Annotated in this window: 22 protein-coding genes; 8 read left to right on the forward strand and 14 right to left on the reverse strand. The window is 54.8% G+C overall.

Annotation, left to right across the window (positions count from 1 at the left end; translation table 11 throughout):
- Window positions 1–230 precede the first annotated feature (230 nt).
- Complete coding sequence (locus GOX66_RS14955) at window positions 231–1262, reverse strand: AbrB family transcriptional regulator (protein ID WP_170763588.1); 1032 nt, start codon at window positions 1260–1262, stop codon at window positions 231–233.
- 108 nt (window positions 1263–1370) lie between these two features.
- Between GOX66_RS14955 and GOX66_RS14960 the strand changes: the two genes are divergently transcribed.
- Window positions 1371–2051 carry a GntR family transcriptional regulator gene (locus GOX66_RS14960; protein WP_170763537.1) on the forward strand — a complete coding sequence of 227 codons (681 nt, stop codon included), beginning with the start codon at window positions 1371–1373 and terminating at the stop codon, window positions 2049–2051.
- A 309-nt stretch (window positions 2052–2360) separates the two neighbouring features.
- Here GOX66_RS14960 and GOX66_RS26185 read toward each other — a convergent pair whose 3' ends face one another.
- From GOX66_RS26185 to GOX66_RS14970, 3 genes are all read right to left on the reverse strand, one after another.
- Window positions 2361–2771, reverse strand: coding sequence for a substrate binding domain-containing protein (locus GOX66_RS26185; protein ID WP_336509484.1), 411 nt, complete (start codon window positions 2769–2771; stop codon window positions 2361–2363).
- Window positions 2771–3013 (reverse strand): hypothetical protein, encoded by a 243-nt coding sequence (locus tag GOX66_RS26190; protein ID WP_336509485.1) that lies wholly within the window; start codon window positions 3011–3013, stop codon window positions 2771–2773. Before GOX66_RS26190 ends, GOX66_RS26185 begins: the two co-directional genes overlap by 1 nt.
- 481 nt (window positions 3014–3494) lie before the next feature.
- The gene (locus GOX66_RS14970; RefSeq protein ID WP_170763538.1) at window positions 3495–3653 is read right to left on the reverse strand and encodes a hypothetical protein; all 159 of its coding nucleotides are present in this window, start codon (window positions 3651–3653) and stop codon (window positions 3495–3497) included.
- Between the two features lie 117 nt (window positions 3654–3770).
- Between GOX66_RS14970 and GOX66_RS14975 the strand changes: the two genes are divergently transcribed.
- The 5 genes from GOX66_RS14975 (at window position 3771) to trhA (ending at window position 11160) form a co-directional block, all read left to right on the forward strand.
- The gene (locus GOX66_RS14975; protein WP_170763539.1) at window positions 3771–4739 is read left to right on the forward strand and encodes a TIGR03571 family LLM class oxidoreductase; all 969 of its coding nucleotides are present in this window, start codon (window positions 3771–3773) and stop codon (window positions 4737–4739) included.
- A 12-nt stretch (window positions 4740–4751) separates the two neighbouring features.
- Window positions 4752–5540: an SDR family NAD(P)-dependent oxidoreductase gene (locus tag GOX66_RS14980; protein WP_170763540.1), complete on the forward strand. Its 789-nt coding sequence runs from the start codon at window positions 4752–4754 to the stop codon at window positions 5538–5540.
- 436 nt (window positions 5541–5976) lie between these two features.
- A complete protein-coding gene (locus GOX66_RS14985) occupies window positions 5977–7833 on the forward strand; it encodes an SLC13 family permease (protein ID WP_170763589.1) in 1857 nt (618 codons plus the stop codon).
- Window positions 7834–8024: 191 nt separating this feature from the next.
- A complete protein-coding gene (locus GOX66_RS14990) occupies window positions 8025–10415 on the forward strand; it encodes a fatty acid cis/trans isomerase (RefSeq protein WP_170763541.1) in 2391 nt (796 codons plus the stop codon).
- A 70-nt stretch (window positions 10416–10485) separates the two neighbouring features.
- On the forward strand, window positions 10486–11160 hold the full coding sequence (gene trhA, locus GOX66_RS14995) for a PAQR family membrane homeostasis protein TrhA (RefSeq protein WP_170763542.1): 675 nt from the start codon (window positions 10486–10488) through the stop codon (window positions 11158–11160).
- Window positions 11161–11275: 115 nt separating this feature from the next.
- Here the strand turns inward: trhA and GOX66_RS15000 are convergent, their stop codons facing one another.
- The 3 genes from GOX66_RS15000 to GOX66_RS15010 are packed head-to-tail and all read right to left on the reverse strand — an operon-like array spanning window position 11276 to window position 13328.
- Complete coding sequence (locus tag GOX66_RS15000) at window positions 11276–12073, reverse strand: iron chelate uptake ABC transporter family permease subunit (protein ID WP_170763543.1); 798 nt, start codon at window positions 12071–12073, stop codon at window positions 11276–11278.
- Window positions 12073–12813 (reverse strand): metal ABC transporter ATP-binding protein, encoded by a 741-nt coding sequence (locus tag GOX66_RS15005; protein WP_170763544.1) that lies wholly within the window; start codon window positions 12811–12813, stop codon window positions 12073–12075. The genes GOX66_RS15000 and GOX66_RS15005 overlap by 1 nt, the downstream gene beginning before the upstream one ends.
- A gap of 2 nt (window positions 12814–12815) precedes the next feature.
- Entirely contained in the window at window positions 12816–13328 is a 513-nt protein-coding gene (locus GOX66_RS15010) for a transcriptional repressor (protein WP_170763545.1), read from the reverse strand.
- Between the two features lie 56 nt (window positions 13329–13384).
- Between GOX66_RS15010 and GOX66_RS15015 the strand changes: the two genes are divergently transcribed.
- Complete coding sequence (locus GOX66_RS15015) at window positions 13385–14419, forward strand: zinc ABC transporter substrate-binding protein (protein ID WP_170763546.1); 1035 nt, start codon at window positions 13385–13387, stop codon at window positions 14417–14419.
- A 257-nt stretch (window positions 14420–14676) separates the two neighbouring features.
- Window positions 14677–15597: a LysR family transcriptional regulator gene (locus tag GOX66_RS15020; RefSeq protein WP_170763547.1), complete on the forward strand. Its 921-nt coding sequence runs from the start codon at window positions 14677–14679 to the stop codon at window positions 15595–15597.
- Here the strand turns inward: GOX66_RS15020 and GOX66_RS15025 are convergent.
- From GOX66_RS15025 to GOX66_RS15055, 7 genes are all read right to left on the reverse strand, one after another.
- A complete protein-coding gene (locus GOX66_RS15025) occupies window positions 15594–18002 on the reverse strand; it encodes a GcvT family protein (RefSeq protein WP_170763548.1) in 2409 nt (802 codons plus the stop codon). The two genes, GOX66_RS15020 and GOX66_RS15025, sit on opposite strands and share 4 nt — an antisense overlap.
- A complete protein-coding gene (locus GOX66_RS26195; protein WP_170763549.1) occupies window positions 18003–18707 on the reverse strand; it encodes an aspartate racemase/maleate isomerase family protein in 705 nt (234 codons plus the stop codon).
- A 2-nt stretch (window positions 18708–18709) separates the two neighbouring features.
- Window positions 18710–19144, reverse strand: coding sequence for an SRPBCC family protein (locus GOX66_RS15035; protein WP_170763550.1), 435 nt, complete (start codon window positions 19142–19144; stop codon window positions 18710–18712).
- Window positions 19145–19155: 11 nt separating this feature from the next.
- Window positions 19156–20661, reverse strand: coding sequence for a trimethylamine methyltransferase family protein (locus GOX66_RS15040; protein ID WP_170763551.1), 1506 nt, complete (start codon window positions 20659–20661; stop codon window positions 19156–19158).
- A 190-nt stretch (window positions 20662–20851) separates the two neighbouring features.
- Window positions 20852–21286, reverse strand: coding sequence for a hypothetical protein (locus GOX66_RS15045; RefSeq protein WP_170763552.1), 435 nt, complete (start codon window positions 21284–21286; stop codon window positions 20852–20854).
- A gap of 4 nt (window positions 21287–21290) precedes the next feature.
- Complete coding sequence (locus GOX66_RS15050) at window positions 21291–23342, reverse strand: glycosyltransferase (protein ID WP_170763553.1); 2052 nt, start codon at window positions 23340–23342, stop codon at window positions 21291–21293.
- Complete coding sequence (locus tag GOX66_RS15055; protein WP_170763554.1) at window positions 23339–24265, reverse strand: glycosyltransferase; 927 nt, start codon at window positions 24263–24265, stop codon at window positions 23339–23341. Before GOX66_RS15055 ends, GOX66_RS15050 begins: the two co-directional genes overlap by 4 nt.

Genomic DNA, 24265 nt, shown 5'->3' on the forward strand with positions numbered 1-24265 from the left:
TACGAAACTTTAAGTCGGCTTAGTTTCACGTGCAACGAAATTCCTTGGCGGCGAGACTTGCCACAGAAATAATTGGCACCGCGAACAGTGTGGAATTGCGGCGCCTGGCAGGGGCAACCCTGCTCTCTCTATTCACTCGTTCCAACTCACTGGTGCTAACCCCTAACTGCTTAGTGATATTTCCAACAGAGCTCTGAATACTTATTCCGACGGTGCACAGATCCACATGATCAACCCCGACGATTGGACCAGCGCAGGATAAGATTGGCCGCGATAGGCGCTCCGATAATCACCAGTACGATCCGTGTCAGGTGATGAGTGATCACGAAACCCAGATCAGCACCGGAAACGATGGCCAGCACCGTCATTTCAGCCTGTCCGCCCGGAGCGAAGGCAAGGAACGCTTCGACCGGGCGACCCAGCCCAAGAGTCGTGACAATGACAGTGAATCCCGCAGCCAGAATGGCAAGTACCAGGACATAAGCTACACCCGCCGCAACCACGCGGCGAAGTTCGCTCCAGGTTACCCCGACGAATTTCACACCAATCGCGCATCCGAGGAAGAATTGCGCCAGCAGAATGGCTTCGCGCGGCGGTCGGGAATGTATGAAATCACCCAACGACAGCGCGGCTGTCAGGATCATTGGGCCAAGGATTGAGGCGCCGAACAACCCTATTCTCTCTCCGCCCTTCCATCCGACAAAGGCCGCCAGCACCATGAGCAGTAATTCGTGAACCGGAAGCTCGCTCGTTGGCTGCCCGATGGGATTGGTCAGTTCGGCATCGTAAAACACCGTCAGAAACAGGGGCGCCAGCGTCACAATGATCAGAACGCGCGTGCCGTGGATCAGTGACAGGGTCCGCGGGTCGGCGCCTGCCTCGCTGCCAAATATGATCATGTCCTGCAACCCACCGGGCATGGCTGCGTAAAACGCGGTCTTGTCGTCGAACCCCCAGACCTTGCGAAAGAATGGCACACCGACAAGCGCAATCAAGATGATGAAAAAGGGAATCAGCATGATTGAGGCGGCCATCTTCGGCAATTCATCGAAGAGACTGGGCGTAATTGAGGCTCCAACAGCAACGCCCAGAATTGTTCGCGCCGCAATCGAAACCTGTCCGAACCCTTCCAGAGGCGCATGGGCCAATGCTGCAACAAGGCAAGCCAACATTGGGCCAAACAGGAATGGCAGCGGGAGGTCCAGCGCCCAGAATATCACCATACCCAGAAGCGCGAGAGCAAATGTAAAAACCCTCTTCATCGAAGGGGAAAGCTGGATCTTTTGAACAGACAAGAATCGGTTTCCACTGCATTGACTTTCCATGTATCCAATTGCATACACTTGGACGCAAATGCAAGTGTGAGCGTGATGAGCATCCAAGACGATCAAATACAGCCCGGCCCACAAGGAAATTCCGCTTATAAACGGTTGCTGGAAGAGATCCGCGAGGGCGAAATGCTGCCGGGGGACCGCCTGAGAGAAATCGACTTGTCGCAACGTTTGGGCGTGAGTCGAACACCGGTCCGGGAAGCAATCCGGCAACTTGAGACTGACGGGCTTGTCACCCATGTCCCGAGGCTGGGCGCGACGGTTCGGAGCCTCGACTACACCGAAGTCATGGAGCTCTACGAAATGCGCGCGGTGCTGGAAGGTACTGCGGCGCGGTTGGCAGCACGGGCCGCGTCAGATGTCGAGCTGGACGAGTTGGATGTGCTGAACGATCGTCTGGCCGAAGCAGGCACTGGCCCGGCCGCAATACGGATCAACCGGGTATTCCATGCCACTTTGTTGGATGCCGCCAAGAACCGGTTTCTGGCGAAATCCATGTTGTCTCTGCAAAAGGCGCTGCTGATCCTGGGGCCTTCGCAATTGCTGGACAGTGATCGGGCCGAGGCGGCTGTCGGCGAGCATCGGCGCGTTATGGCGGCTCTGAAGGCGCGAGACGGCGCAGCGGCCGAGGCGGAAATGCGAGCTCACATACAGGCAGCCCAGCGCATGCGTATTCGCGCATTGCAGGAACGTGACCGAGCCATTGATCCAAGCCAGTAAAAAGACCAGGTATGACCGCCAAGACGGAAGCATACGATATCGCGGTCATCGGGGTGGAAACTCCTGCCACACACGAATTTTTGCTGTATGCATTCCTGCCGATTGGACCGCTGGTCGGGGAATTCGGCCAGGACGAGTATTATAGAACTACCACGCAGGTTTGTGGCCAACGGTCTTGATCAAAAAATCCATGAATGCCCGGACTTTGGGAGAAATCACGTTGGTTTTGGGATAGACCAGCTAGAGCATCGTGCCTTCGGTTCCTTCAAACCCCGGCATCACCTGTACCAGTTGCCCGGCAGACAACTCCTATTGGACGCTCCAGCGCGCATTCAGTGAAATACCAAGCCCCGCGAGGGTCGCAATTTTCTGACTGAGACCATCATCGATGATTAACTGTCCACGTGCGCTGGCAGGGTCAAACTGCCCGACTTGGCCTTCGGGACCCTCAAGCGGCCGAGCCCGCAAGTCCTGAAACGCGATCAGCCTGTGACCTGACAAATCGTTGGGTGTGTTCGGCGTGCCGTGTGTTTCAAGATAAGTCGGCGACGCGCATAGGATCCGACGATCATCTGCCAGCTTGCGGCCCTTGAGGCTGCTGTCTTCCGGCACCGAGTTCCGCAGCGCCAGGTCAATGCTGCCTTCAATCAGGTCGAACTGAGTGTCGGACAGTCGCATATCCAGCGTAAGTTCAGGATATGCATCGAGGAAGGCGGGCACTATATATATTGCTGCGCAAAGGCGCTGGGTGCGGCAAAACGCATTGTCCCGCTGATCTTTGCCTGACTTTTGCCCAGTGCGGCAAGCGCGGTGTCCTCCTGCGCAATGATCTCGCGAGCGAAAGGCAGAAAGTCCTCACCCTCTGATGACAACGACACTTTGCGCTTAGAGCGGTGAATGAGGTCGGCGCCTATACGATGCTCAAGCTTTGTCAGCTTAGAGCTGGCGACAGCTGGTGCCATGCCAAGCTGCAGACCAGCGGCACTTATGTTCAGCTATTCACTGGCAAGTACGAACAGGCGGAGGCCTTGCGTATCCATTTATTATATCCAAATCACGATTTCTGAATAAGAAAACCGCCCATTTATGCGTCAAAAACAATAGCTATCTTCGCCACAAGCAAACAGCGACACATTACCTGGCCGCATCGAACATAACGGGAGAACCACGCATGACGCGGAACTCACACAACTTTGCAGAGCAACCTGGCCGCCAAAGAGGTAATCATTTTCGATCACACAGTTCGCGTGGACGACCCCGCAGCGATGCGCAAACCGGCGCGCACCGTTCACAGCGACAATAGCGAAGACGGCGCGCGTCAGTGCCTGATCGACCTGTTGGGACCAAAAACCGCGGGATTCGAGCGATGGCATTTCGCCTTCATCAATGTCTGGCGCCCTATCGAGAATCCGATCAACGGCGCCACTTGGCTTTGTACGCCCCTCAAGTGTCGATCCAAGTGATTGGATCCTGCTCGACCTGATTTATCCGGATCGAAACGGTCAGATCATGGGGCTTGTCGGAAGCCCCGGTCACGATTGGATATACTTGTCCAGTATGACGCCCAACGACATCGCATTCTTCAATATCTACGACAATCATGAACTACCTTCAGTCGCACACAGCGTTCTCGACATGGTCGAAGACCCGACGGTCAATGCCATATGCAAGAACCCCGAGAGCGGCACTTTGGTGCGGTATTAATCAAGGATTGCACTCATGCTGGACTTACCAAAGCAACAGGGTTTTCCGTCTCTGAACAACGCCTACAATGCGGTGTTCAAATCAGATCGCCTGAGAATTGGGTTAATTCTACCGGTTGAAGCGTACCCGGTGGGATCAGCCCCAACGATGGCAGGGCATCTTGAAATCGCTCAACTTGCTGAACGGCTGGGATTCTCGGCCCTGTGGCTGCGCGGTGTCCCATTTGATGTGCCTTCGTTTGGGGATGCCGGGCAAATCTTTGATCCGTTTGCCTATCTCGGCGCACTGTCGGCCGTCACTCAGACAATCGCTCTCGGCACCGCCGGCATTGTCCTGCGCTTGCGCCACCCGGCTCATGTGGCCAAGGCGGCGGCATCGGCAGATGTTTTGTCAAACGGACGACTGCTTTTGGGTAATGCCTCCGGTGATCGGCCCGAGGAGTATCCTGCGCTCATTATGTCCTATCCAGAACGGGGAGCACGGTTCCGGGACGGCTATGTCTATATTCGCGACATGTCCAAGGCCTACCCGCATCATCACGGCGACCATGGTACGTTGTCAGGCAATATCGACATGCTGCCTAAGCCTGTTGCCGGGCATATCCCGATGCTTATCACCGGTGGGAGCCAGCAGTCCCCGGACTGGGTGGCACAAAACGGCGACGGCTGGATTACCTACCCGCGTGAAGCGGAATCGCAAGGGCGAGTAATTGCAGATTATCGTAGTCGCGTTCGCAGTACGAGCCTGCCAAACAAACCGGTTATGCAATCGCTTTATATTGATCTGCTGGCGGAACCTTCGGCTCAGCCGCGACCGATCCATCTGGTATTCCGGTCGGGAAGTGACTTTTTGAAACGCTATCTCGAGGAAGTCCGGGCGCTTGGTGTGAACCATGTCGCGTTAAACCTGCGCTTTAACCAGGCACCCATCCAAGACACACTGAAGCGGCTTGCAGAAGATCTGTTGCCTGCCTTCACCAAGTAAAGGGAATACCCAATGTCCAAAACAATCTTGATTACGGGGTCGACGGACGGCATAGGCCAACTGACAGCCAAAAAATTGGCGGCGGAGGGGCATACGGTCCTGCTGCACGGGCGCAGCGCGGAAAAGCTTTCTAAGGCCGAGCGACAAATCGAAGGCAATACCGAAACCTATGTTGCCGATCTGACCTCCGAATTAGATGTCGCCGGACTAGCAGAGGCCATCCTGGCCAAACACGAAAGGCTGGACGTGCTCATCAACAATGCGGGCGTACTCAGAATGGCGGCCCCGATACTTGATTCCGGATTAGATGCCCGTTTTGTCGTGAATACCTTTGCCCCCTACATTCTCACGTTACGCCTGCTTTCAATTATTCCCAAGGACGGGCGGGTGGTAAATCTTTCTTCAGCGGCGCAGGCGCCTGTCGACACCCAAGCCATGCTCGGCAATAGGCAACTGGACCACATGGGAGCTTACGCGCAAAGCAAACTGGCTATCACCATTTGGACCCGCGAGATGGCGAAAGAGATGCCGGATGGGCCACAACTGATTGCCGTTAACCCGGGTTCCCTACTCGCGTCCAATATGGTCAAGGGAGGGTTCGGAGTCGAAGGCAATGACCTGAGCATCGGAGCGGATATTCTGTGCGAAGCAGCATTGGGGGCACGTTTTGCGAACGCCTCAGGCCTCTATTTTGACAACGACAGCGGCCAATTCAACGAACCGCACGCCGCTGCGCTTGATGCAGACCATTCCGCCGCCGTGATGCTGGCGATCAGGAAATATGTCTCGGAATACTTATGATAGTTTTACTTTAAACCGGAATTCAGAGGTTCCGATTCAAGCAATTACAACCTTCCGTCAAATAAATATGACTGAGTACAGAGGTAATAACGAACGCTCATCCTATACCCAAACCCAGAGTTCGGGCGACTTCCCTGGTCGGTGTCAGCCGGCTATGGCGGGCTAAACCGAAAACCCCAACGCACCTTTGAAACCGCCAGGGGCGGGCTCAATCTTTATCAGCAAGTTCGGTTTCATTGCTCTTCCATCTAATGCTGCGGTTTCATGAGGCGGTCGAGCCGGGAACTCTGAGAGGATTTTGAACGAGAAACAATGTTTCGTATTCGTTGTGGAATTTGAAACGTCATGACAAGCCTGCGCGAATAAGCTAATTGTTCCTTTTAAACTAATCAAATTTCGGGTGGTGATTGTGGAACAAGTGGCCTTCAATTTTGAGATGGGTGTCGTATGCGCATTACTGGCCTTCACTGTATTCCTATTTGTATCTGAAATCGTCAGGATTGACCTCTCTGCCATACTGGTTTTGGTTGTTATTGGCCTGCTCAGCTATGCGCCCGGGCTCGAAAACCTCGCGGATGTACCACACCTGTTCGATGGCTTTGCCTCAAACGCTGTGATTTCGATCATCGCGGTCATGATCGTTGGTGCGGGGTTGGACAAAACAGGTATCATGAACAAAGTCGCGGCGGTTATCCTGAAATACGGCGGCACATCCGAAAACCGAGTATTGCCGATCATATCGGGCACCGTTGGCGTGATTTCTTCGTTCATGCAAAATGTGGGGGCTGCCGCACTATTTCTGCCGGTGGTGAGCCGAATATCTTCCAGATCCGGGATTCCGTTGTCGCGCCTGCTGATGCCCATGGGATTCTGCGCCATTTTGGGCGGCACGATGACGATGGTTGGCTCATCGCCGCTTATTTTGCTGAATGACCTGATCCAAACGGCGAACCGGGGCTTGCCGGAAGGTCAGGAAATGGAACAGTTCGGCCTTTTTTCGGTAACCCCCATCGGATTTGTCTTAATCCTGACCGGTATAGCATATTTTCTGCTTTTGGGTCGGTGGGTGCTGCCCGGTGATGCAGGCTCTGAAAACACGGGAACAAGTCAGGGCACACAGGAATACCTGCAACGGGTCTACGGCCTTAAAGCGGATGTTTTCGAGGTGATTGTGCCAGCGGAAAGCCCATTGGTGGGTCAGGTTCTGGCCGATATCAACCACGAGAACCATCTTTATATTATTTCCACGTTCTACCGCGGCAAGACATCGATGGTTCAGGTTCTGACCGCCGAAATCGCCGCGCCCTGCAGGCTCGCTATCATTGGGCGGCGCTGGGTTGTAGAGGAATTCGCCGAGAAGTACGGCCTGACTGTCATGCCGGAACTGGACATCTTCGTCGAAGAATTTGCGCCTACCAATGCCGGAATAGCCGAAGTTGTTGTGACGCCGGACAGCAAGCTGATCGGCAAATGTCCCCGCGAACTTCTGTTTCGCAAAACATACGGCATGTCCTTGTTGGCGATCCACCGAGGAGAGGAAACACTCAGCCACGTTGAGACCGAAACGCATGAGTCCACTCAGATCGGTCTCGAAAAATTCCAGGCTGGCGACATGCTTGTTGCGCATACCAGATGGGACAACCTGATGCGGATCAAGCGAGACCCTGACTTTGTCGTCGTGACGACGGATTTTCCGCAGGACGAATTGCGGCCGCAGAAGGTCGGGTGGGCTCTGGCCTTTTTCGCCATTTCCCTGTCGCTGATTTTGTTCACGGACGTGCGCCTGTCGCTTTGCCTGTTGACGGGGGCCGCAGGTATGATGCTCTCGCGCGTTCTCAGCGTGGACGAGGCTTATCGCGCGGTCGGATGGAATACCGTTTTCCTGCTCGCGTGCCTCATACCATTGGGGCAAGCCGTGCAAAATACGGGGACCGCGGCGTGGATTGCGCAGCAAATTTTGATCATTCTGGACGGTTGGCCGATTTGGGCCCTTCAGGCCGGTGTCGCAATTCTGGCCACCGTCTTCTCGCTGGTCATGTCAAATGTCGGAGCGACCGTGTTACTTGTGCCACTCGCCGTGTCGATTGCCGTTGCCGCCGGGGGAAACCCAGCCGTCTTTGCGCTTACGGTTGCCATATCCACCTCAAACAGCTTCATCATTCCGACACATCAGGTAAACGCTCTGATAATGGGTCCTGCCGGCTACAAGGTAATGGACTTTGTGCGTTCAGGCGGGGTCATGACAATCCTGTTCCTGGTTGTTTCACTACTGATGCTCAACCTTTTGTACTGAACGACCTGAAAGGCAAGCAGCCGTGTTGTCTAAAAGTCAGGTGTTCGAAATTCGAATATTCAGGAGAACCTAACACAGGCACGCGCGCAGGCGCATTGGCAGTTTTGTCCCCCATTGGGCCTCGACTTGGAACGCTGCGGAGTTCAGGATTATAGTCGTTTCGATATCTTTCAACGGTTAGAGGAACATAGATGCTGGACGTAGGGCTTTGTTTTGACCGGGTAACCTGGATCAGCGTTGCATCTACGTTTGTAGCTTTGTTTTTTTGCCCCGTCGAAGTCAGGGGAGAAACGAATTCCATTACCCCAGAGCAGCTGGAAGTTACTTCGACTGATGAGAATTGGGCCGAGGTTAAAACAATCTTGGACACCCGCTGTGTCGTCTGCCACAGCTGCTATGATGCACCGTGCCAGCTAAAGCTCACCTCGCCGGATGGAATTTTGCGCGGGGCCAGCAAACAAGCAGTCTATCACACCGAACGATTAGAGGACGCACAACCCACCCGACTTAGTATAGACGCTGATACGATTTCGGAATGGAGGGCTCTCGGGTTTTTCCCGGTTGTCCCCGATCCGGGGCAGCCTACGAATTCTCAGAGTCTGCTTGAAAGATATCTCGACCTTGCGCGAATGAACCGCTTGCCGGAGAACGCTCCTGTTCCGGATGAACTTGGTCTCGCTATTGATCGCCCTCTCGTTTGCCCTTCGTCACAGGAGTTCGGAACGTTCCGGGTTAATCACCCTCTTGCCGGTATGCCGTATGCGACAGCGCCGCTTGACGACACAGAGTTTCAGACGCTGATCACCTGGGCACGCGGCGGAGCAACGGTTCCATCCGCGCCCCAGGATATTCCCGAAGAGATCAAACAACAGGTCACGGAATGGGAAACATTCCTGAACAGTAATGACATGCGAAGCCAGTTGATGAGTCGGTATCTCTATGAGCACCTGTTTCTGGGTCGGCTGCATATTCAGGGAGACGCTCCAAGACGGTTCTTTGAACTTGTGCGTTCGGCCACGCCACCAGGTGAAGCCATCGACATCATCGCATCACGGCGCCCTTTCGACGATCCGGGGGACAGGCCGTTTTACTATCGATTGCGCCTGGTTGATGAAACCATCGTGCACAAGGAACACCTTGTTTACGTGCTTGGGCCGGATCGGATGGCGCGTTTCAAGGAACTGTTCCTAGACTCCAATTGGAGCCTGACAAAATTGCCGGATTACGGAGACGCAGAAGGCGGTAATCCATTCAGCACCTTTGCGCCATTGCCCGCCAAAAGTCGCTATCAGTTTCTTTTGGATGACGCGCTGTTTTTCGTCCGCAGTTTTATCCGCGGTCCCGTTTGCCACGGGCAAACGGCAGTCGACGTCATCGAAGACCGGTTCTGGGTCAGCTTCCTGGACCCGGATGCGGATTTGTCGATCACTGACCCAAGTTACCTGAAAGACGGAGCCGATTTCCTCGAACTGCCCGTATCTCAGGTTGATCGCGGCACACTGGGCGATTTGCACGGGGTTTCGCACAAGAACCAGATCAAGTATCTTGAATTTCGCGACGCGAGATACCGAAACAGCCCGGCGCACCAGTCCGGGTTTGGTTACGATGCGATATGGGATGGCGACGGCACAAATCCGAATGCATTGATCACGGTTTTTCGCCATTTTGACAACGCATCCGCCGTGACCGGATTTCACGGTGAGATTCCAGAAACCGCCTGGGTCATCGATTACCCGATTTTTGAACGCATCTACTACGACCTGGTGGCCGGATATGATGTCTTCGGGCGCATTGAGCATCAGCTTGCAACGCGGTTGTATATGGACGAACTGCGCATGGAGAGCGAGGATACCTTCCTGACTTTCATGCCAAGAGGTGTCCGCCAGCGGATGCATAAGTATTGGTACCGAGGCGCACTTGCTGAACTTCATACATACTGGCATCGGCGCCGTGTCGATGACAGTTTCTCCACGGGTATCACCTTTGAAACAGCTAAACCCAAAAAGGAATTCCTTTTGGCATTGCTGAATCGTGGCGACGGGCTTTGGCCAGTTTCAGATCCAGTCAACAGGTGTTCTGACGCAAGCTGCCCGCAGTTTAATGTTCAAAATACCGCATCGGTACTTCGTGACCTGGCCAGCCAGAACGGTGATTGGGTAAAATACCTGCCCGATCTGTCCGTTCTCCTGATTGAACAATCAGACGGTATGGCTGAGGTCTTTACGCTTGTGCACGACAAGGCGCATTACAATGTGGCCTTTTTGTTTGATGAAGAGGCGCGACGGGAACCGGAAGCGGATGTTCTGACAATCGTACCTGAACTGATCGGCAGCTATCCAAATTTCTACTTCAAGGTACAGCAGGGCCAGTTGGCTTCCTTTATTGACGCGCTAAAGTCCATGCGAACCCAAAGCGATTACATGGACGTCGTAGCACAATATGGCATACGCCGGACGAGTTCGGAGTTTTGGCAGACAAGCGACCAAATTCGTGAGGTTTTTACCAATCAGCATCCGGTTCAAGCAGGAATATTCGACCTGAACAGGTACATCGACCCAAAGCCGGACGATTCCCCAAATTGAGATCGCGCATTGAACGCCCTGCCGACTTGTTAACTTGTAGAGCCATCTTTCGGCCCCTAGATTCTAAACTATGCAGTCCTATGCACATATTCGCCCGGCATACAGCCGGGCCGAGCGCATCAGCGACGGGTTCGTGCATGTTCTGGGCGTAACTTCGGCGCTTGTCGCGGTCCCTGCTCTCATTTCGATAACCGTTCTCAACCGCTCTGACCCTGCCGCTATTCTAGGGGCTTCCGTTTACGGATTCACCCTTGTCCTGATGCTGTCTTTATCCGCAATGTACAACATGGTGGAAAGCCAGAGATGGTCTGAACTTCTTCGTCGCCTCGATCATTCTGGTATTTACGTAAAAATCGCAGGCACTTACACACCATTCCTTTTACTTTCCGGCAGCCAGTTAACCGGGCTGCTTATCGGTCTTTGGTCGTCTGCAACACTCGGATCGGTCTTGAAAATGACTGATCCCAATCGATTTCGATGGTTTGGACTCGCGCTGTATTTGATGATGGGTTGGGCCATTGTCTGGGCGGGTCATTCTATCCTTGCCGAACTTTCGCCCGCCGTTCTGAAACTGATGTTTGCCGGTGGATTGGTCTACACAGTTGGTGTCGCCTTTTATCTTCTTGACTGGTTACCGTTCCACAACACGATCTGGCACGTATTTGTTCTGACCGGGAGTGTTTTGTTTTTTATTGCTGTCGCAGTCCACATTTTGTACTGGCCGCAAGTCGAACCTCAATTCTGATACAATGGTGGGCCGCCTTATCTGAACGGGCCACCACTATGTTCCGAAATCGGCGGACCTGATAAGGTAACCGAAGGTCGAGGGGGAAGACTTCGAGTTTTCGATAGGCTGATGTTCAGGCCTTGTGCTGAGTTTGCCAGCCAACAATGCTGAAACACGCAAATAAGATTGCGGCCACACAAACTATCGACGGGCCGGCTGGTGTATCGAAAACATAGGCTGCCCGCAAACCCGTCACGGCTGAAACCGAGCCGATCAACGCAGCTATTACTGCCATCATTTCTGGCGAGCGCGCCAGGCTTCGGGCGGCGGCGGCGGGAATTATCAACATTGCCGCAATCAGCAATACCCCTACAACTTTGATCGCTACCGCCACAGTAACTGCCAGGGATAATGTCAGGATCAACTGTTCACGCTTTGGATCAAAGCCGCTTGCATATGCCAGCTCTTCATTGAGTGTCGCGGTCAGGAGTTGAGACCAGCGCCACACGACCAATACAACGACAAGGGCCGCACCACCCCAGATCACAGCCAAGTCACTGCGCGAAACGGCCAGGATATCACCGAACAGATAACCCATCAGGTCGATACGAACACCGGACAGGAACGAGACCGCGACAAGGCCAAAAGCAAGCGCGGAATGAGCCAGAACGCCCAAAAGCGTGTCCATGGCGTATCCACGACCTGCCAAAAGGGTCACAGTGAACGCCATCAAGAGTGCAACTGCCAGTGCGCCTGCAAATATCGACATCTGAAACGTTAACGACAACGCAACACCCAGAATAGCAGCGTGCGCCGTGGCGTCTCCGAAATAAGCCATCCGGCGCCACACAACAAAACACCCAAGAGGAGCTGCTGCCAAGGCCACGCCGACACCTGCGAGCGTTGCCCGCGTCATAAAATCGTCAAGCATTATTCAGCCGCTTCCTGTGAATTATCGCCGTGATCATGGTGGTGATCGTGTTCGTGCCGATACAGCGCTAGCGCGCCACCTGTGCCTGTTCCAAACAATGCTCGGTATTCCGGAGCCGAAGCAACGACGGCGGGCGACCCTTCACAGCAAACATGACCGTTCAGGCAAATTACGCGGTCCGAGGCGCTCATAACCACATGTAGTTCGTGGCTGATCATAAGTATGGCGCACCCTGTTTTGTGGCGCACCGCCTCAATCTGCTGGTAAAACCCTGCCGATCCCCGCTGGTCCAGCCCCTGCGTGGCTTCGTCCAGCAGCAAGACGTCTGGCCGGTTGATTAAAGCACGGGCGAGCAGCACGCGCTGAAACTGGCCACCAGACAGTTGTGACATCTGACGTTTCAAAAGGTCGTGAGCACCGGCGGATTCAAGTGCCCCAGCGCAGCTTTTTCGGGAAACGCGATTGGTCAGACGCATGAACCTTTCCACCGTGATTGGCAGAGTCGGATCAATGTGCAGTTTTTGCGGGACATACCCGATTTTCAATCCAGGCTTTAGCAAAACCCGACCGGCAGACGGTGATGTAGCACCAATAATAGCACGTAACAAACTGGTCTTGCCCGAGCCATTGGGACCGACGATGGTTACAATCTCGCCGGGTTCAACTGACATATCTACATGACGCAGAACGGTGTTTGCGCCATAGCGCACGCTGAGATCTTCAACGGTGATAAGGGCCATTGCTAAGCCTTCTCGGTGCAGTCGGGGCAGAGTCCCTCGGCTTCTACAACGGTCCGTTCAATCTCGAAACCCACGGCTCGCGCGGCTACATCAAGTGCACCCTCGGCTGGCGCGGATTGAGCCTCGGCAACAGCATCACAAAGCCTGCAGATCATGAAGGCGGGAGAGTGCGTGGCCCCCGGATGCGAACACGCAACAAACGCATTCAACCGCTCAATCTTATGCACAAAGCCGTTTTCAACGAGAAAATCGAGTGCGCGATAGGCCACTGGTGGCTGGGACCCAAACCCTTCTTCGCGCAGACGATCAAGAATGGCATAGGCCCCGAGCGCCCGGTGTTCCTGCAGCAGCATTTCCAGCACTTTGCGCCGAACCGGAGTCAGGCGCAGCCCTTCGTCCCTGCATCGCGCCTCGGCCGTGGCCAGAGCTGTTTCAACGCAGTTTTCATGGTCATGGTCCTGAAACCCAACGACGTCCGTTTCCTCGTCCGGCATAGGTCGCACATCACTTGTCATGTTATTCCATATCATATATGCCGCTTGCAACGTTATAAAATCACATAGAGGTTCTGATGTCCAGAAGGCTTCTCCCAGTTTCGATCTCGGCTGCTCTGATGGGTGGCACGGTTTTGGCAGACGTCCCCAACGTGGCGGCTGATATCGCACCGGTTCATTCGCTGGTGGCAATGGTTATGGAAGGTGTCGGAACACCTGCCCTGGTTATTTCTCCGGGTGCTTCCCCCCACGAACATAACCTTCGCCCGTCCGAGGCAGCTGCGCTGCAAGAGGCAGATCTGGTGTTCTGGCTGGGCGAAGACCTGACCCCATGGATGGAAGGCGCGATTGAGACGCTCGCCAGCGGTGCAACCGTTACAACCTTACTGGAAACCGATGGAACGATCCTTCACGACTTCCGCGAAAGTACATTGTTCGAGGCGCATGAACATGGGGAAGAGGGTGACCATGATGAGCACGCCGAAGACAGGGATCATGACGGACACGACCACGAAGAACATGCCGAGGACGACGACCACAATCATGAAGAACACGCCGAGCATGAAGGTCATGACGACCATGACAACCATGGCCACGGTGATCATGACCCCCATGCCTGGCTCTCGCCCGATAACGCGGAAACCTGGCTAAACCTGATCGCAGCTCAGCTTTCGTCAGCTGACCCGGACAATGCGGGTGCCTATTTTGCAAACGCTGCAGCAGCACGCGCCGAAATGGATGCGCTGTCCGCCGAGGTTGCCGGGATTCTTGAGCCTGTCCGCGGCGGCAGCTTCATTGTATTTCACGACGCCTATCAGTACTTCGAAGATGCTTTTGACTTTCCCGCCTCGGGCGCGATTTCCCTCAGCGACGCATCTGATCCAAGCCCCTCACGTATCGCAGAAATTCAAGGTCGCATTCATGAAGAAGGCATCGATTGCGTCCTGGCAGAACCCCAATTCAACCAGGGAATTGTCAACACCGTTCTGGACGGAACCGATGCCAAAACAGGTGTGATCGATCCGCTTGGATCTGATCTCGAGCCCGGTAAGGCCCTCTATGCACAGGTTATTCGCAACATGGCCAACACACTGGCCGAGTGCCTAAATTAGTGATGTCAGCCCGGTCAATGTAGAAACATCGGCTGGGCTGATCATCATCAGGGCAATGCAGGTAATTACTGTGCTCAGTTATTAGTAGATTGTTGTCCCTGACGGTCTTTGATTTGAAACTATTACACGCTTCATCATCCGAAATTTCCGGATGACCCGTGAAAAGCTTTAAGCTGCCACGCAAGTTTCATCTTGATCATTGTTGAAAGCTGGCTATCGAATTTGACCGGCATTGTGAATTTTCTTCAGGTGACTTGATGGCGGACGGCCCATTCCTTGATCTTCGGCATCTCAAGATGATCCAGGCGATTGCGAAACACGGGCGTGTGACGGACGCAGCCGAAGCGTTGGGCGTGACACCCTCTGCTCTATCCCACCGCATCAAAGAGGCTGAGCGGCGGCTGGACCTGGTTCTGTTCACTCGCATGCACAAGCGATTGCGTATGACACCTGCCGCCGAGTATCTGGCTGAGGTTGCCGAGCGTATCCTGAGTGAATTGGACCGGGCCGAACGCGACGTGCGTCGCATGGACCGCGGGGTTGAGCATGTTGTGCGCATCGGTGTTGAAGCCTACAACTCATACCACTGGCTGCCTGGATTCAACACGTACCTGCGGGCTCATTTGCCGGGTGTCGAATTGCAGGTGATGGCCAACGTAACGCGCGATCCTGTTCGGGCACTGACAAACCGGCATGTCGATATTATCGTCACCTCCGGCAACGCTCAGCCAATGGGCACTTGTCAGTTGCCTCTGTTCTCCGATGAATTGCTGTTCATTGTGCCACCGGATCATCCTCTGGCAGACAAGCCATTTGTTGATGGTGCAGATATCGAAGGCGAAGAGTTCATTACCACCACATTGACGCCGGAACCGGATCGGGAATTCGCACGTCTGTTTCGTCCTTCCGAAAGCTACCCGCGCTGGACCGCGACGGTCGAGCTTCCCGAGGCCATCGTGGAGCTTGTGGCCGCCGGTCAGGGCAGCAGCGTATTGGCGGGTTGGGCCGTGCGTCCCGCAATTAAGGCAGGCCGTATAGTTGGCACGCGCGTAGGCAAAGAAGGTATTGAAATTCCCTGGCAAGCCCTAATCCGATCGGAAGACAAGGACGCCGGTCCGACAATAGAGGTCGGTCAGGCGCTTGCGGATTGGACTACTCACAACGGCGGGTTTGGCTAGGCGCGCAGTTTGATGTTTTCGGGATCGTAGACGTGGTGCTGATGGCGAAGGGCAGCACGCATGTCCCCGAAGGCTTGAACGTGGCATGCCTCTCCCATTGTCAGTGCCCCATGTTCAGAATAGCCCAGGGCCAACAACTTTCCTGTCCGGTAACCACTTGTAACCGAAGTAAGATACCCAACAACTTCGCCTCCCTTGATGATCGGATCCGAAGGCAGGGGTTCCGGGCCCGGATCGGTGATCTCAAGCCCGACGAACTCCCATTCGGGATCTGACTGCCCCTGCTGCACCACCGCATCTCGTCCGATGAATGTTCCGTTGGACAGGTTGGCAAACTTCGACAGACCGGCGTCAAACAACGTGTATTCAGTGCCAAAATCGGCACTCCAACCGTGATAGCCTTTTTCAATCCGCATCGCGTTCAGCGCATAGGACCCGAAATTGCAGATGTCATGTTCGATCCCGGCCTTCCAGATCGCGTGATAGAGCAAAGGCAGATCACCAGACGCAACATGCAATTCCCACCCCAGCTCCCCGACATAGCTGACACGCAGGGCCGTGACGGAAATGCCTGCGACGTCGATTTCTGCCAGGCTCATCCATGGCGCATTCAGATCGGCGTCAGTCAGTGACTGCAGAAGGGCACGAGACTTCGGCCCCATTACCAACAAGGCGCCGTCATGGACATAACCTTTGCTCAGTATCGCATTCGCCGAACCGATGCTCTGCAAAATCCAGTCAAAATCCCGATCCACAGCAAGGGTCGGTCCGCAGAGTAAAAACCGATCCTCGGCCAATCGCGCAATCGTCGCTTCGGACCAGATACGACCCTGCGGCGTTAGCATGTAGGACAGGCGAACCCGCCCGACGGAAGGCAGCGTGCTACAAACCAACCGGTTCAGAACACCAAAGGCATCCGGCCCTTCCAAAACGAATTTCGTGAACCCGCCATGGTCCATCACTCCAACGGCATCACGCACGGTTTCGCATTCTAGCCGAACGGCATCCTGCCAGGGCTCATGTCCAAAGCTAAGCTCGGTGGCGTCCGACACGCCTTTCCTTTTGAACCAGAACGCCCGCTCCCATCCACCGATCTGCCCCATCACCGCCCCTTGTTCCCGCAAGTGGTCATAGAGCGGAGTTTGGTTCACGGGTCGCCCGGACGACATGATCCGATGTGGATACGAAATAGCGTATTGCAGGTCATAGTGTTCAGAGGCGCGGGCCGCAGCATAGTCCTGAGTTGCCCATTTGCCAAAACGGCGTGGATCCCAGGTTGACAGATCCCACTCGGTCTCACCCGCCGTCAGCCACTCAGCCATGGCTTTGCCGATCGCGGCAGAATGGGTGATGCCGATCTGGACCCCCGTCGCATGATAGAAATTGGGCACGCCGCCCGCTGGCCCGACCAGTGGCAGCGCGTCCGGGGCGTAAGGGATCGGACCGTTCACAAAGCGCTGCGCGCCCGCCTCAGCCAACAGCGGCACATGCGTTGCAGCCGCTTCGAACACGGCCATCATCCCATCGATATCATCAGCGAAAAGCTGGTGATCAAAGTCCGAAGGCACGCCATCTTGCCAAACCGGGCGGCCTTCGTGCGCATAGGACCCCAGTAGCAGGGCATTGCGTTCACGGCGCAAATAGAACCGAATATCCGGGTCACGGATGAGCGGGAAAAGAGAGGTATCTTCCTCCAGTTGAGGCAACGCTGTTGTCACCATGTATTGATGTTCAAGCGTGACGACAGGCAGATTCAACCCTGCCATCGCAGCGATTACAGCGCCACTGGACCCGGCCGCATTGATCACGGTCCCGGCAACAAGAACCCCATCCGGGGTATGGATGTCCCATTCGCCGTTTGGGCGTTGCTTCAAACCTGTCACGCGGGTGAACCGGCGCACTTCGGCGCCAAGCTTACGCGCATGCCTGGCAAGTGCCTGAGTCAACTGACTGGGGTCGATGTCACCTTCGTACGGGTCGAGAATGCCACCAAGAACAGTGTCGTCCGCCTGCCAGTAAGGGTGCATCTGTTCAATCTCGGATGGTGTGAGCATGGATAACTCAAACCCGGCCGAACGTGATACCCCGCAGAGATGTTGGAAAAGTTGCATGCGTTGCGGTGTATGCGCAGGCCAGATTGCCGAAGTGTGCCGGTATGTGATCGGAGCCTCAGGATCCTTCGCAAGTTCTTTATAGAGCGACCAGGCATAATTGCCTGCCCGCATCCCAAGCCATGAATTTGCATAAGTCGGAATATTACCCGCTGCATGCCAGGTTGACCCGGCGGTCAGCTCGTTCTTCTCGAGCAGGACAGTATCTGTGATACCTGCTTTGGCCAGATGAAACAGGATGGCCGTCCCGACCGCACCGCCGCCAATGACAGCGACCTGAGCATGTGTGCGCATCTAGTGTTGCTCCAATAATTTACCAAAGCCCAAAACCGGATCGGTGATCCCAATGGCGCGTAGAGTCCGCCAGTAGACCGCCGCATTGCAGGCCACGATGGGCTTGCCGTGAGCTTGCTCAAGCTCGGCGATCAATGCCACCACTGGCAATGCTGTCCCCACCTGAAGGATAGCGTCGCAGTCCGATGTGGCCACCTGAGCGAATACGTCCCGAATATCACCCAAAGGTGTCTCGCATATCTCAGGCAAAGATGGCGCCTGGGTGCCCTTGATCGCCACCACTTCAAACCCTGCCGCCTCGGTGTTGGCCTTTACCACCGCATCCATTTTGGCGTTGAATGGGGTTACAATACCCACGCGTTTCGCATCCAGAGCTCGCAATGCCTGGTAGTCCGCACCGGAAGCCCCCAGAACCGCAACGCCCACCTGTTTTGCCATCTCATCGCAACGGACCTTTAACTTGCCCGGACCACCCGGTCCCGCATCCGTGGTCAACCCCACGGCAATAGCGGAAGGTTTGCAATCCATCAGTTTAGCAGCCTCGTCCGGCAAGTCATCCGAGATATTGTCTCCACCCAGACGAAACCGTTGCATTTGGTTGGTCACGCCATCAGGCCGCAACAGTTCGAGTTCCGGCTGAACAACAGTGTTCATTGCCGGTGTCATGACGCCGATGACAGCACGGGGGGCAAGCGTATCAGCCACTGTCATTCTCCCTTCAGAAATGTGTTCAATCCGGTCATGCCGCCAATGTAGATCACATCGCCGACAATCCGCTCCAACTCAGCACAATCACTTGGGGCGCATTCAAACCGGCTTTCCCAAATTCCCAGCGTCTGGCGAGTGTGGGTGATCGGAATGAACCGGTGGGTGGCCACGTATCCGTTCACTGGAAGCGGGCTTTCAAGAATGTCGTAGGTGTAGAAATGATCCAGATCGGAATGCGCCAGCAGGGTCTCGCGAAAGACCGACCCATCAGGGATATGGAGTTTTCGGATAGTACCGATCGCGGTTTTTGTACCGGTCTCCAACTCGGCCAGTTCCACGCCCGGGTTCCATGCCGATACACTGTCAAATGCGCGTACAGCGGACCAGACTTTGTCTATTTCTGCTTCGATGACCATGCTGCGAAATACATGCATCTCGGTTCCTTTCAATGCTCAAGACGGATGGGGAAGCGGGCGCGAATACGGGCCTCGGCCGCTTCAGTCAGATGCGTAGAGGGTGGGGCTTTCAGTATTTCCTGAACACGGCTCTGCGCACGGTCCCAGATGCTGTGCGAACCAGTATCTATCCAGTCATCAACACTTTGACGGTCAGCGAGTGTGGGATAGTAGTAGTCGGATTTCATTCGCTTGAGGGTTTCGGCCGCGCCCAGATAATGCCCGTCCTGCGTAACTACGCGTTCCACGGCAGCCAGATCCAGCGTGGCATCCGACACTTCTATGCCTTTGACGGACCGCAGGATGGCCCCGCACATGTCGTCATCGATGACCATCGCCTCGGGGCTGGCCACCATGATTGACCCCAGCATCCCGACCGAAAGGTTGATCATATCGGCACCTGCATGACCTGCCAGAGCAACAGAATAGCCTTTCTCATAACCCGCCTGCGCATCCACCAGCTTGGAATCCGTCATGCCGGCCGACACAGTCGATGGCAGCCCGACATGGGCCAGCAGTTGGGCCGCTGCCGCATTTGCTATGGCAGCCTCTCCACCACCGCCGCTCATCGCGCCTGTCCTCAAATCGGAAATGAAGGGCATCAAGGCGTAAATGCAGGGCGCGCCGCTCTGAATTCCGTCAATCACAACCAAACCCGCAAGGCATTCAGCCAACCCTTGCGCGAGTGCCCCTGCCAAAGTGACGGGGCTGGTCGCGCCTGCCTGCCCGGCTGAGCAAATCTGCGGGATCATGCCCGCACTCACCGCTTTCTCGAGCATTTGAATGCCTTCAGCCGCATAGGTGAGTGGCGGAACGACATGCACTATGACCGCCATGCAAAACGGCTGTGTGCGAAACGCTCCCTCGTACCCAAGCGCGATGTCGAACATGTCGATGATTGGATCTATGTGACTGGCTTCGCAAAAGCTGATGCCAATTGGCTTGGACGTCGCTTTCAAACAAGCAAAGGCTGAATTCACGTCCAGCTCAAAGGGGTCAGAAAGGTTCCGGGCGACGACCGGGCGCAGTCCGTAATGGATGTTTGGCGAAGCTTCCAATACCCGCATCAGATCATAAAGGTCGCCTAAATGGCATTCCCGAAATTTACCGGTTGCGGCCTCCAGCACCTGAACTGCTGCTCCGCCGGTGCCAATGTGAACCGTTCCCCCGCCAATTCGCAGGTTGCGTTCAGGAGTGAACCCCGGCAAAACGACCTGCCCCGGAGCACGTGCCAAGGCACGCTGGATCATGTCCTTTGGAAAACACAGCCTGCCATCCCGGCGCCGCGTTGCTCCTGCAGCCAGAGCGCGATTGGCTGCCCCCTCCGGAAGACCGGCCATTCCAACGGTTGCGAGAATGTCAAAGGCATGGGTCACGATCCTGACGACGTCGGTTTCCGAGAGCGGTTGCAGATCACCCCCTACATAATATTCCTGCGCGGCCCCCAAGTCAGAGCCGCGTGTTTTGACTTGCCGCCTGACTTTACGTCTTGCCATTCTCACTCCTGATGGAGCGATTAGACTTAAAAACTTAGCCGTTTGAAATTCAATAAGACGGCGAAGATGGTGAATACTTTTCACAAAATAGGAAGAGGAATTGCAATTATGCGTTTCTTGGATCGCCTGCATACCAACTGAAACAAAACACTTTCGCCTGCTGGGTGTTTCGTATGTGTGCCGTGAATGTCTAACCCAATAAGCCGACTTCGTGCCCGTCGATGATGATCGCGAGGTCCCAGAACTTTCTGATTTCCTCTTCAGCGGCTCGCGCCGCCGGTTCATCATCTGGGATACGCTCGATGCGGAAACCAAACTGTTCAAATCCGCAATAGTCGGTTCGACTTAAAATTATTGGAAATACACTTCTTTCAATGGCAGCGGCGGCAAGGAGTCGGGCAACTTTATAAGAGGATTCAGGAGGTTCATAGATTCTGATTCCGATATAGGTGTGGTTCCCAGCTTCGCGCTCCCAGAGGGCGGATGATGGCAGCAGGTCCATTTTGGGAAACAGGACATTACCCATTGGCTTCACTCCCCGATCGCAAGGAATGACGTCGTCCAGATTAACCGGTTGTTCCGGCGACGTGTTGCTCAGGATTTTGTACCAGCAGTTTTCTGTCATTTTTTCAGGTCTTGATTAGTAAATCAGCGGCTGCGGCTGCGCCTGCCTCAGGCAATTTGATTTTCTTCAGCGCAGAGCGAAAGACTTCCACACCGCCATCGTCCAGACAATCTAACACTGTCCTCTCCAGTTTCATGAATTCTGTTTCGGTAATGGTCGCGCAGAGTTCGCGGTCAGACAAAGCCCGTGCACGGCGCTCCTGATCGTCCAGGTAAGGCGCCGACTGTGGGATCAGAATTGAGGGGATATTGTGGTACAGAATCTCATGGACCGAATTGTACCCCGCGGCAGATATGACTAAATCCGCAGCCAGACACAGCTTTGTGGCTTCCAGAGTGTGAACCACCCGGGTGTTCTTCCACCCAAACACGGCAGGCTGAACCTTACTTCCGGGCCAGGTTACAACCAGATGCAGGCAGTCAGTCCGGGCTTCCAGCATCCCGGATATCGCCTGCAATTGAGCGGATCTGTCGGACGCGACCCCGCCGCCCAGCATGCTCACAACCAACTGTTTAAAATCACGCCCGAACCGTTCCGCCAACCGGGCCCGGAGATGATTGATGTCCTCTGCGGATTGGATGACCCGGCGAAAAACAGGGCCGACATAGTGTATATGATCGCCGTAACTATAGGCGTCATTGAGCTCTTCGAAAGCCTCTGACGGAACAATGACCCGGTCGAATATGCCCTCGCGATGGAGCATCGTATGCCTTGACCGACCTTTGGGCCATAAGCCGCGCCGAATCCAAACCGCAGACAGCCCATGTTCGAGGATCACGCGATTGACTGAATCGAATACATAGCCACCGTCAAACACCAATCTGTCGCCTTCCTGCAACGCGGCGCTCAGCCGACGATAAGTCAGGATGTCATTGGCGTTGGAATTGTCCTTTGTGTCCGTTCGGGCGACCAGCGGAATGCAATCCATCCCTTCGCGCCGCGCAATCGGAACACAACTGGGGAAGGCCGCGAATATAGGGGATATATTGTCTGGAAGCGCGTTGGCGATCACAGCGCACCGTTGCGCGTGCCCTAAACCAACGCCATTCGTAGGCAAAAACAATGTTCTTTGCGTCGTCCGCTCAGGTCGGCGCGGTTTGGCAACCAGTTCTGCCGCCGTTTCCAGCCGGGAAATCTCTATTGTACGCAACCATTGCGACTTCAATGCCTGCTCAGCGATTTGCGAGGTGTTTCCAAGAATTTTCCCGGTCAGGTATCCGTCCAAAGCAAAAAGTGTTTTTGGACCAAGTAACGCGGGCGCTCCCGAGGACATCAATACTTCGTCCTCGGTGCAGTCTATCACGACGCCACCGGCCGCTATCAACTCAACTGCAAGCTCGGCCATTCGATCTCCGGCGACGCCGTGCCCGAACATCACAAGAATATCCGTCGATTTTGCCAGTGTTAGCGGCGAAAGGTCGGTATACAGAATTCTGGGAAGATCGTTGAAATGCGATGCCGTTATGAACTCGTTCTGAGCCCCGCTTACGACAAGTTTCAGACCATAGTCACCCTGACTGCTCATCCGAGACAAGCAGGACAAAGTTTCGGGATTGTCCAACTCCATAGAGCCCAGGACAACGGTAACGTCAGTTACCTCACCAATTGGCCGCACAATGGGTCGGGTTTCAGCAACCAGGGGGCTGACAGCAGAAGGCAACATTGATCGCGGCTGCGTATCGGTCAGATCGATAACACTGGCTTCACGGCCAAGTGCAAACGCCAAGCGTGCTTTGGCGCCAACGTAGCTTTGCTGAGTCTTGAACCGACCAGTCGCTACCACGGGAACATCCGCCCCGAGTTGTTTTTGCCTTAAGGAGGCAAGCAGCAGGTCTTCTACTTCTTCGGCACCGAGGACAAAGACAGCTTCCGCTACGTGCTCTTCCGGGTCAGTAAGAAAATTGGCCGCCTCGTAAAGCCTGCCGCGCCCTGCGTCCTCTGGTAGATAATCTGCATCAATGCACGCATCGAAACCACGCGCTGTTAGTTTCTGGGCAAAAATCAATTGTGCATCAAAGGACCGTATTGAGCGTGTGCCAGCCTCAACGAAAATCATGCCGGCACCCCACGTTCCGGGGTCAGAACTTTCGACAGGTGAGCCCTGAAGTTTTGAACGGAATAGCGTTCAAGCGCGGATTGCGACCTGGAAACCTGCTCATGGTATCGGCGGGGGTGTAAAATGAAGTCAGAGATGATCCCGTCAACCTCTGATGGGTGGCAAGTGATTACGGCCTCTCCGAACGTTTTGCCGGTTTTCGGATCCGTCAGAACCACCTTGCCGGCTGCAAGTGCTTCGGCGACCACGCGCCCAAAGCTCTCTTGCCACGTCGGCGCTGTGAAATAGACAAAAAAGTCAATCATTTCAAAAAAATCTTCCACACTTATGGCATCAAAGGGCAGCAGCTTCCAATGCGCGCGATGGACGCCGGCATCCAACAATGCGTTCGCGCCGAGAATAACGTTGGACTTTGCATGTTTCGGAAAACACATATCAAGTTCGGCAACAGGTGGAAATTTTTCGAACCCCGGACGCGAATGCCGACCGCGGCGGTCTTCTGGCATATCGCAGGGATGGCACAAATCGGTGGAGAAAATATTGAACCAGTCCGCCTCCAGAACCTGCCAATGCCGCGCCTCTCGAAATCTCGATACCCAATTCGTCACGGTCTCACGATTATACGCGGAAACCGGTGCAAGGGTTTTTCTCAGCGCAATCGCTGAGGCATCAATCTGACCAAGGCAGTTTGAAACATCGAAACCTTCTTCGCCACCGGGGCGTAAGAAATTTTCATGGGTTACCACAATCAGTTCCCGAGCGATAACTTGCGCGTTCAAAGAGTTTTGGAACTTCAGAAAAGACGGGTTGTGCAGGATAACAAAGTCAGCACTTATGCGGGGGGAATCCCAAATTACCGGGATACATAGTTCGTCAACCACCCGTCGCAGCACTGGCGCGACATTTTGTGTGTCGCCGAACAT

Origin of the sequence: Ruegeria lacuscaerulensis (assembly GCF_013031245.1) — a bacterium.
In the GTDB taxonomy this organism is placed as follows: domain Bacteria; phylum Pseudomonadota; class Alphaproteobacteria; order Rhodobacterales; family Rhodobacteraceae; genus Ruegeria; species Ruegeria lacuscaerulensis_C.

Coding starts and splice junctions, on each gene's coding strand:
- GOX66_RS14985 (WP_170763589.1), top strand. CDS start 5,977: ATGGGTGTCGTATGCGCATTACTGGCCTTCACTGTATTCCTATTTGTA.
- GOX66_RS15025 (WP_170763548.1), bottom strand. CDS start 18,002: ATGCGCACACATGCTCAGGTCGCTGTCATTGGCGGCGGTGCGGTCGGG.
- GOX66_RS15015 (WP_170763546.1), top strand. CDS start 13,385: ATGTCCAGAAGGCTTCTCCCAGTTTCGATCTCGGCTGCTCTGATGGGT.
- GOX66_RS14990 (WP_170763541.1), top strand. CDS start 8,025: ATGCTGGACGTAGGGCTTTGTTTTGACCGGGTAACCTGGATCAGCGTT.
- GOX66_RS15020 (WP_170763547.1), top strand. CDS start 14,677: ATGGCGGACGGCCCATTCCTTGATCTTCGGCATCTCAAGATGATCCAG.
- GOX66_RS15045 (WP_170763552.1), bottom strand. CDS start 21,286: ATGACAGAAAACTGCTGGTACAAAATCCTGAGCAACACGTCGCCGGAA.
- GOX66_RS14975 (WP_170763539.1), top strand. CDS start 3,771: ATGCTGGACTTACCAAAGCAACAGGGTTTTCCGTCTCTGAACAACGCC.
- GOX66_RS15010 (WP_170763545.1), bottom strand. CDS start 13,328: ATGACAAGTGATGTGCGACCTATGCCGGACGAGGAAACGGACGTCGTT.
- GOX66_RS26190 (WP_336509485.1), bottom strand. CDS start 3,013: ATGGCACCAGCTGTCGCCAGCTCTAAGCTGACAAAGCTTGAGCATCGT.
- GOX66_RS14960 (WP_170763537.1), top strand. CDS start 1,371: ATGAGCATCCAAGACGATCAAATACAGCCCGGCCCACAAGGAAATTCC.
- GOX66_RS14970 (WP_170763538.1), bottom strand. CDS start 3,653: ATGATTGTCGTAGATATTGAAGAATGCGATGTCGTTGGGCGTCATACT.
- GOX66_RS15050 (WP_170763553.1), bottom strand. CDS start 23,342: ATGATTTTCGTTGAGGCTGGCACACGCTCAATACGGTCCTTTGATGCA.
- GOX66_RS15055 (WP_170763554.1), bottom strand. CDS start 24,265: ATGTTCGGCGACACACAAAATGTCGCGCCAGTGCTGCGACGGGTGGTT.
- GOX66_RS15000 (WP_170763543.1), bottom strand. CDS start 12,073: ATGCTTGACGATTTTATGACGCGGGCAACGCTCGCAGGTGTCGGCGTG.
- GOX66_RS14955 (WP_170763588.1), bottom strand. CDS start 1,262: ATGAAGAGGGTTTTTACATTTGCTCTCGCGCTTCTGGGTATGGTGATA.
- trhA (WP_170763542.1), top strand. CDS start 10,486: ATGCAGTCCTATGCACATATTCGCCCGGCATACAGCCGGGCCGAGCGC.
- GOX66_RS15035 (WP_170763550.1), bottom strand. CDS start 19,144: ATGCATGTATTTCGCAGCATGGTCATCGAAGCAGAAATAGACAAAGTC.
- GOX66_RS15040 (WP_170763551.1), bottom strand. CDS start 20,661: ATGGCAAGACGTAAAGTCAGGCGGCAAGTCAAAACACGCGGCTCTGAC.
- GOX66_RS14980 (WP_170763540.1), top strand. CDS start 4,752: ATGTCCAAAACAATCTTGATTACGGGGTCGACGGACGGCATAGGCCAA.
- GOX66_RS15005 (WP_170763544.1), bottom strand. CDS start 12,813: ATGGCCCTTATCACCGTTGAAGATCTCAGCGTGCGCTATGGCGCAAAC.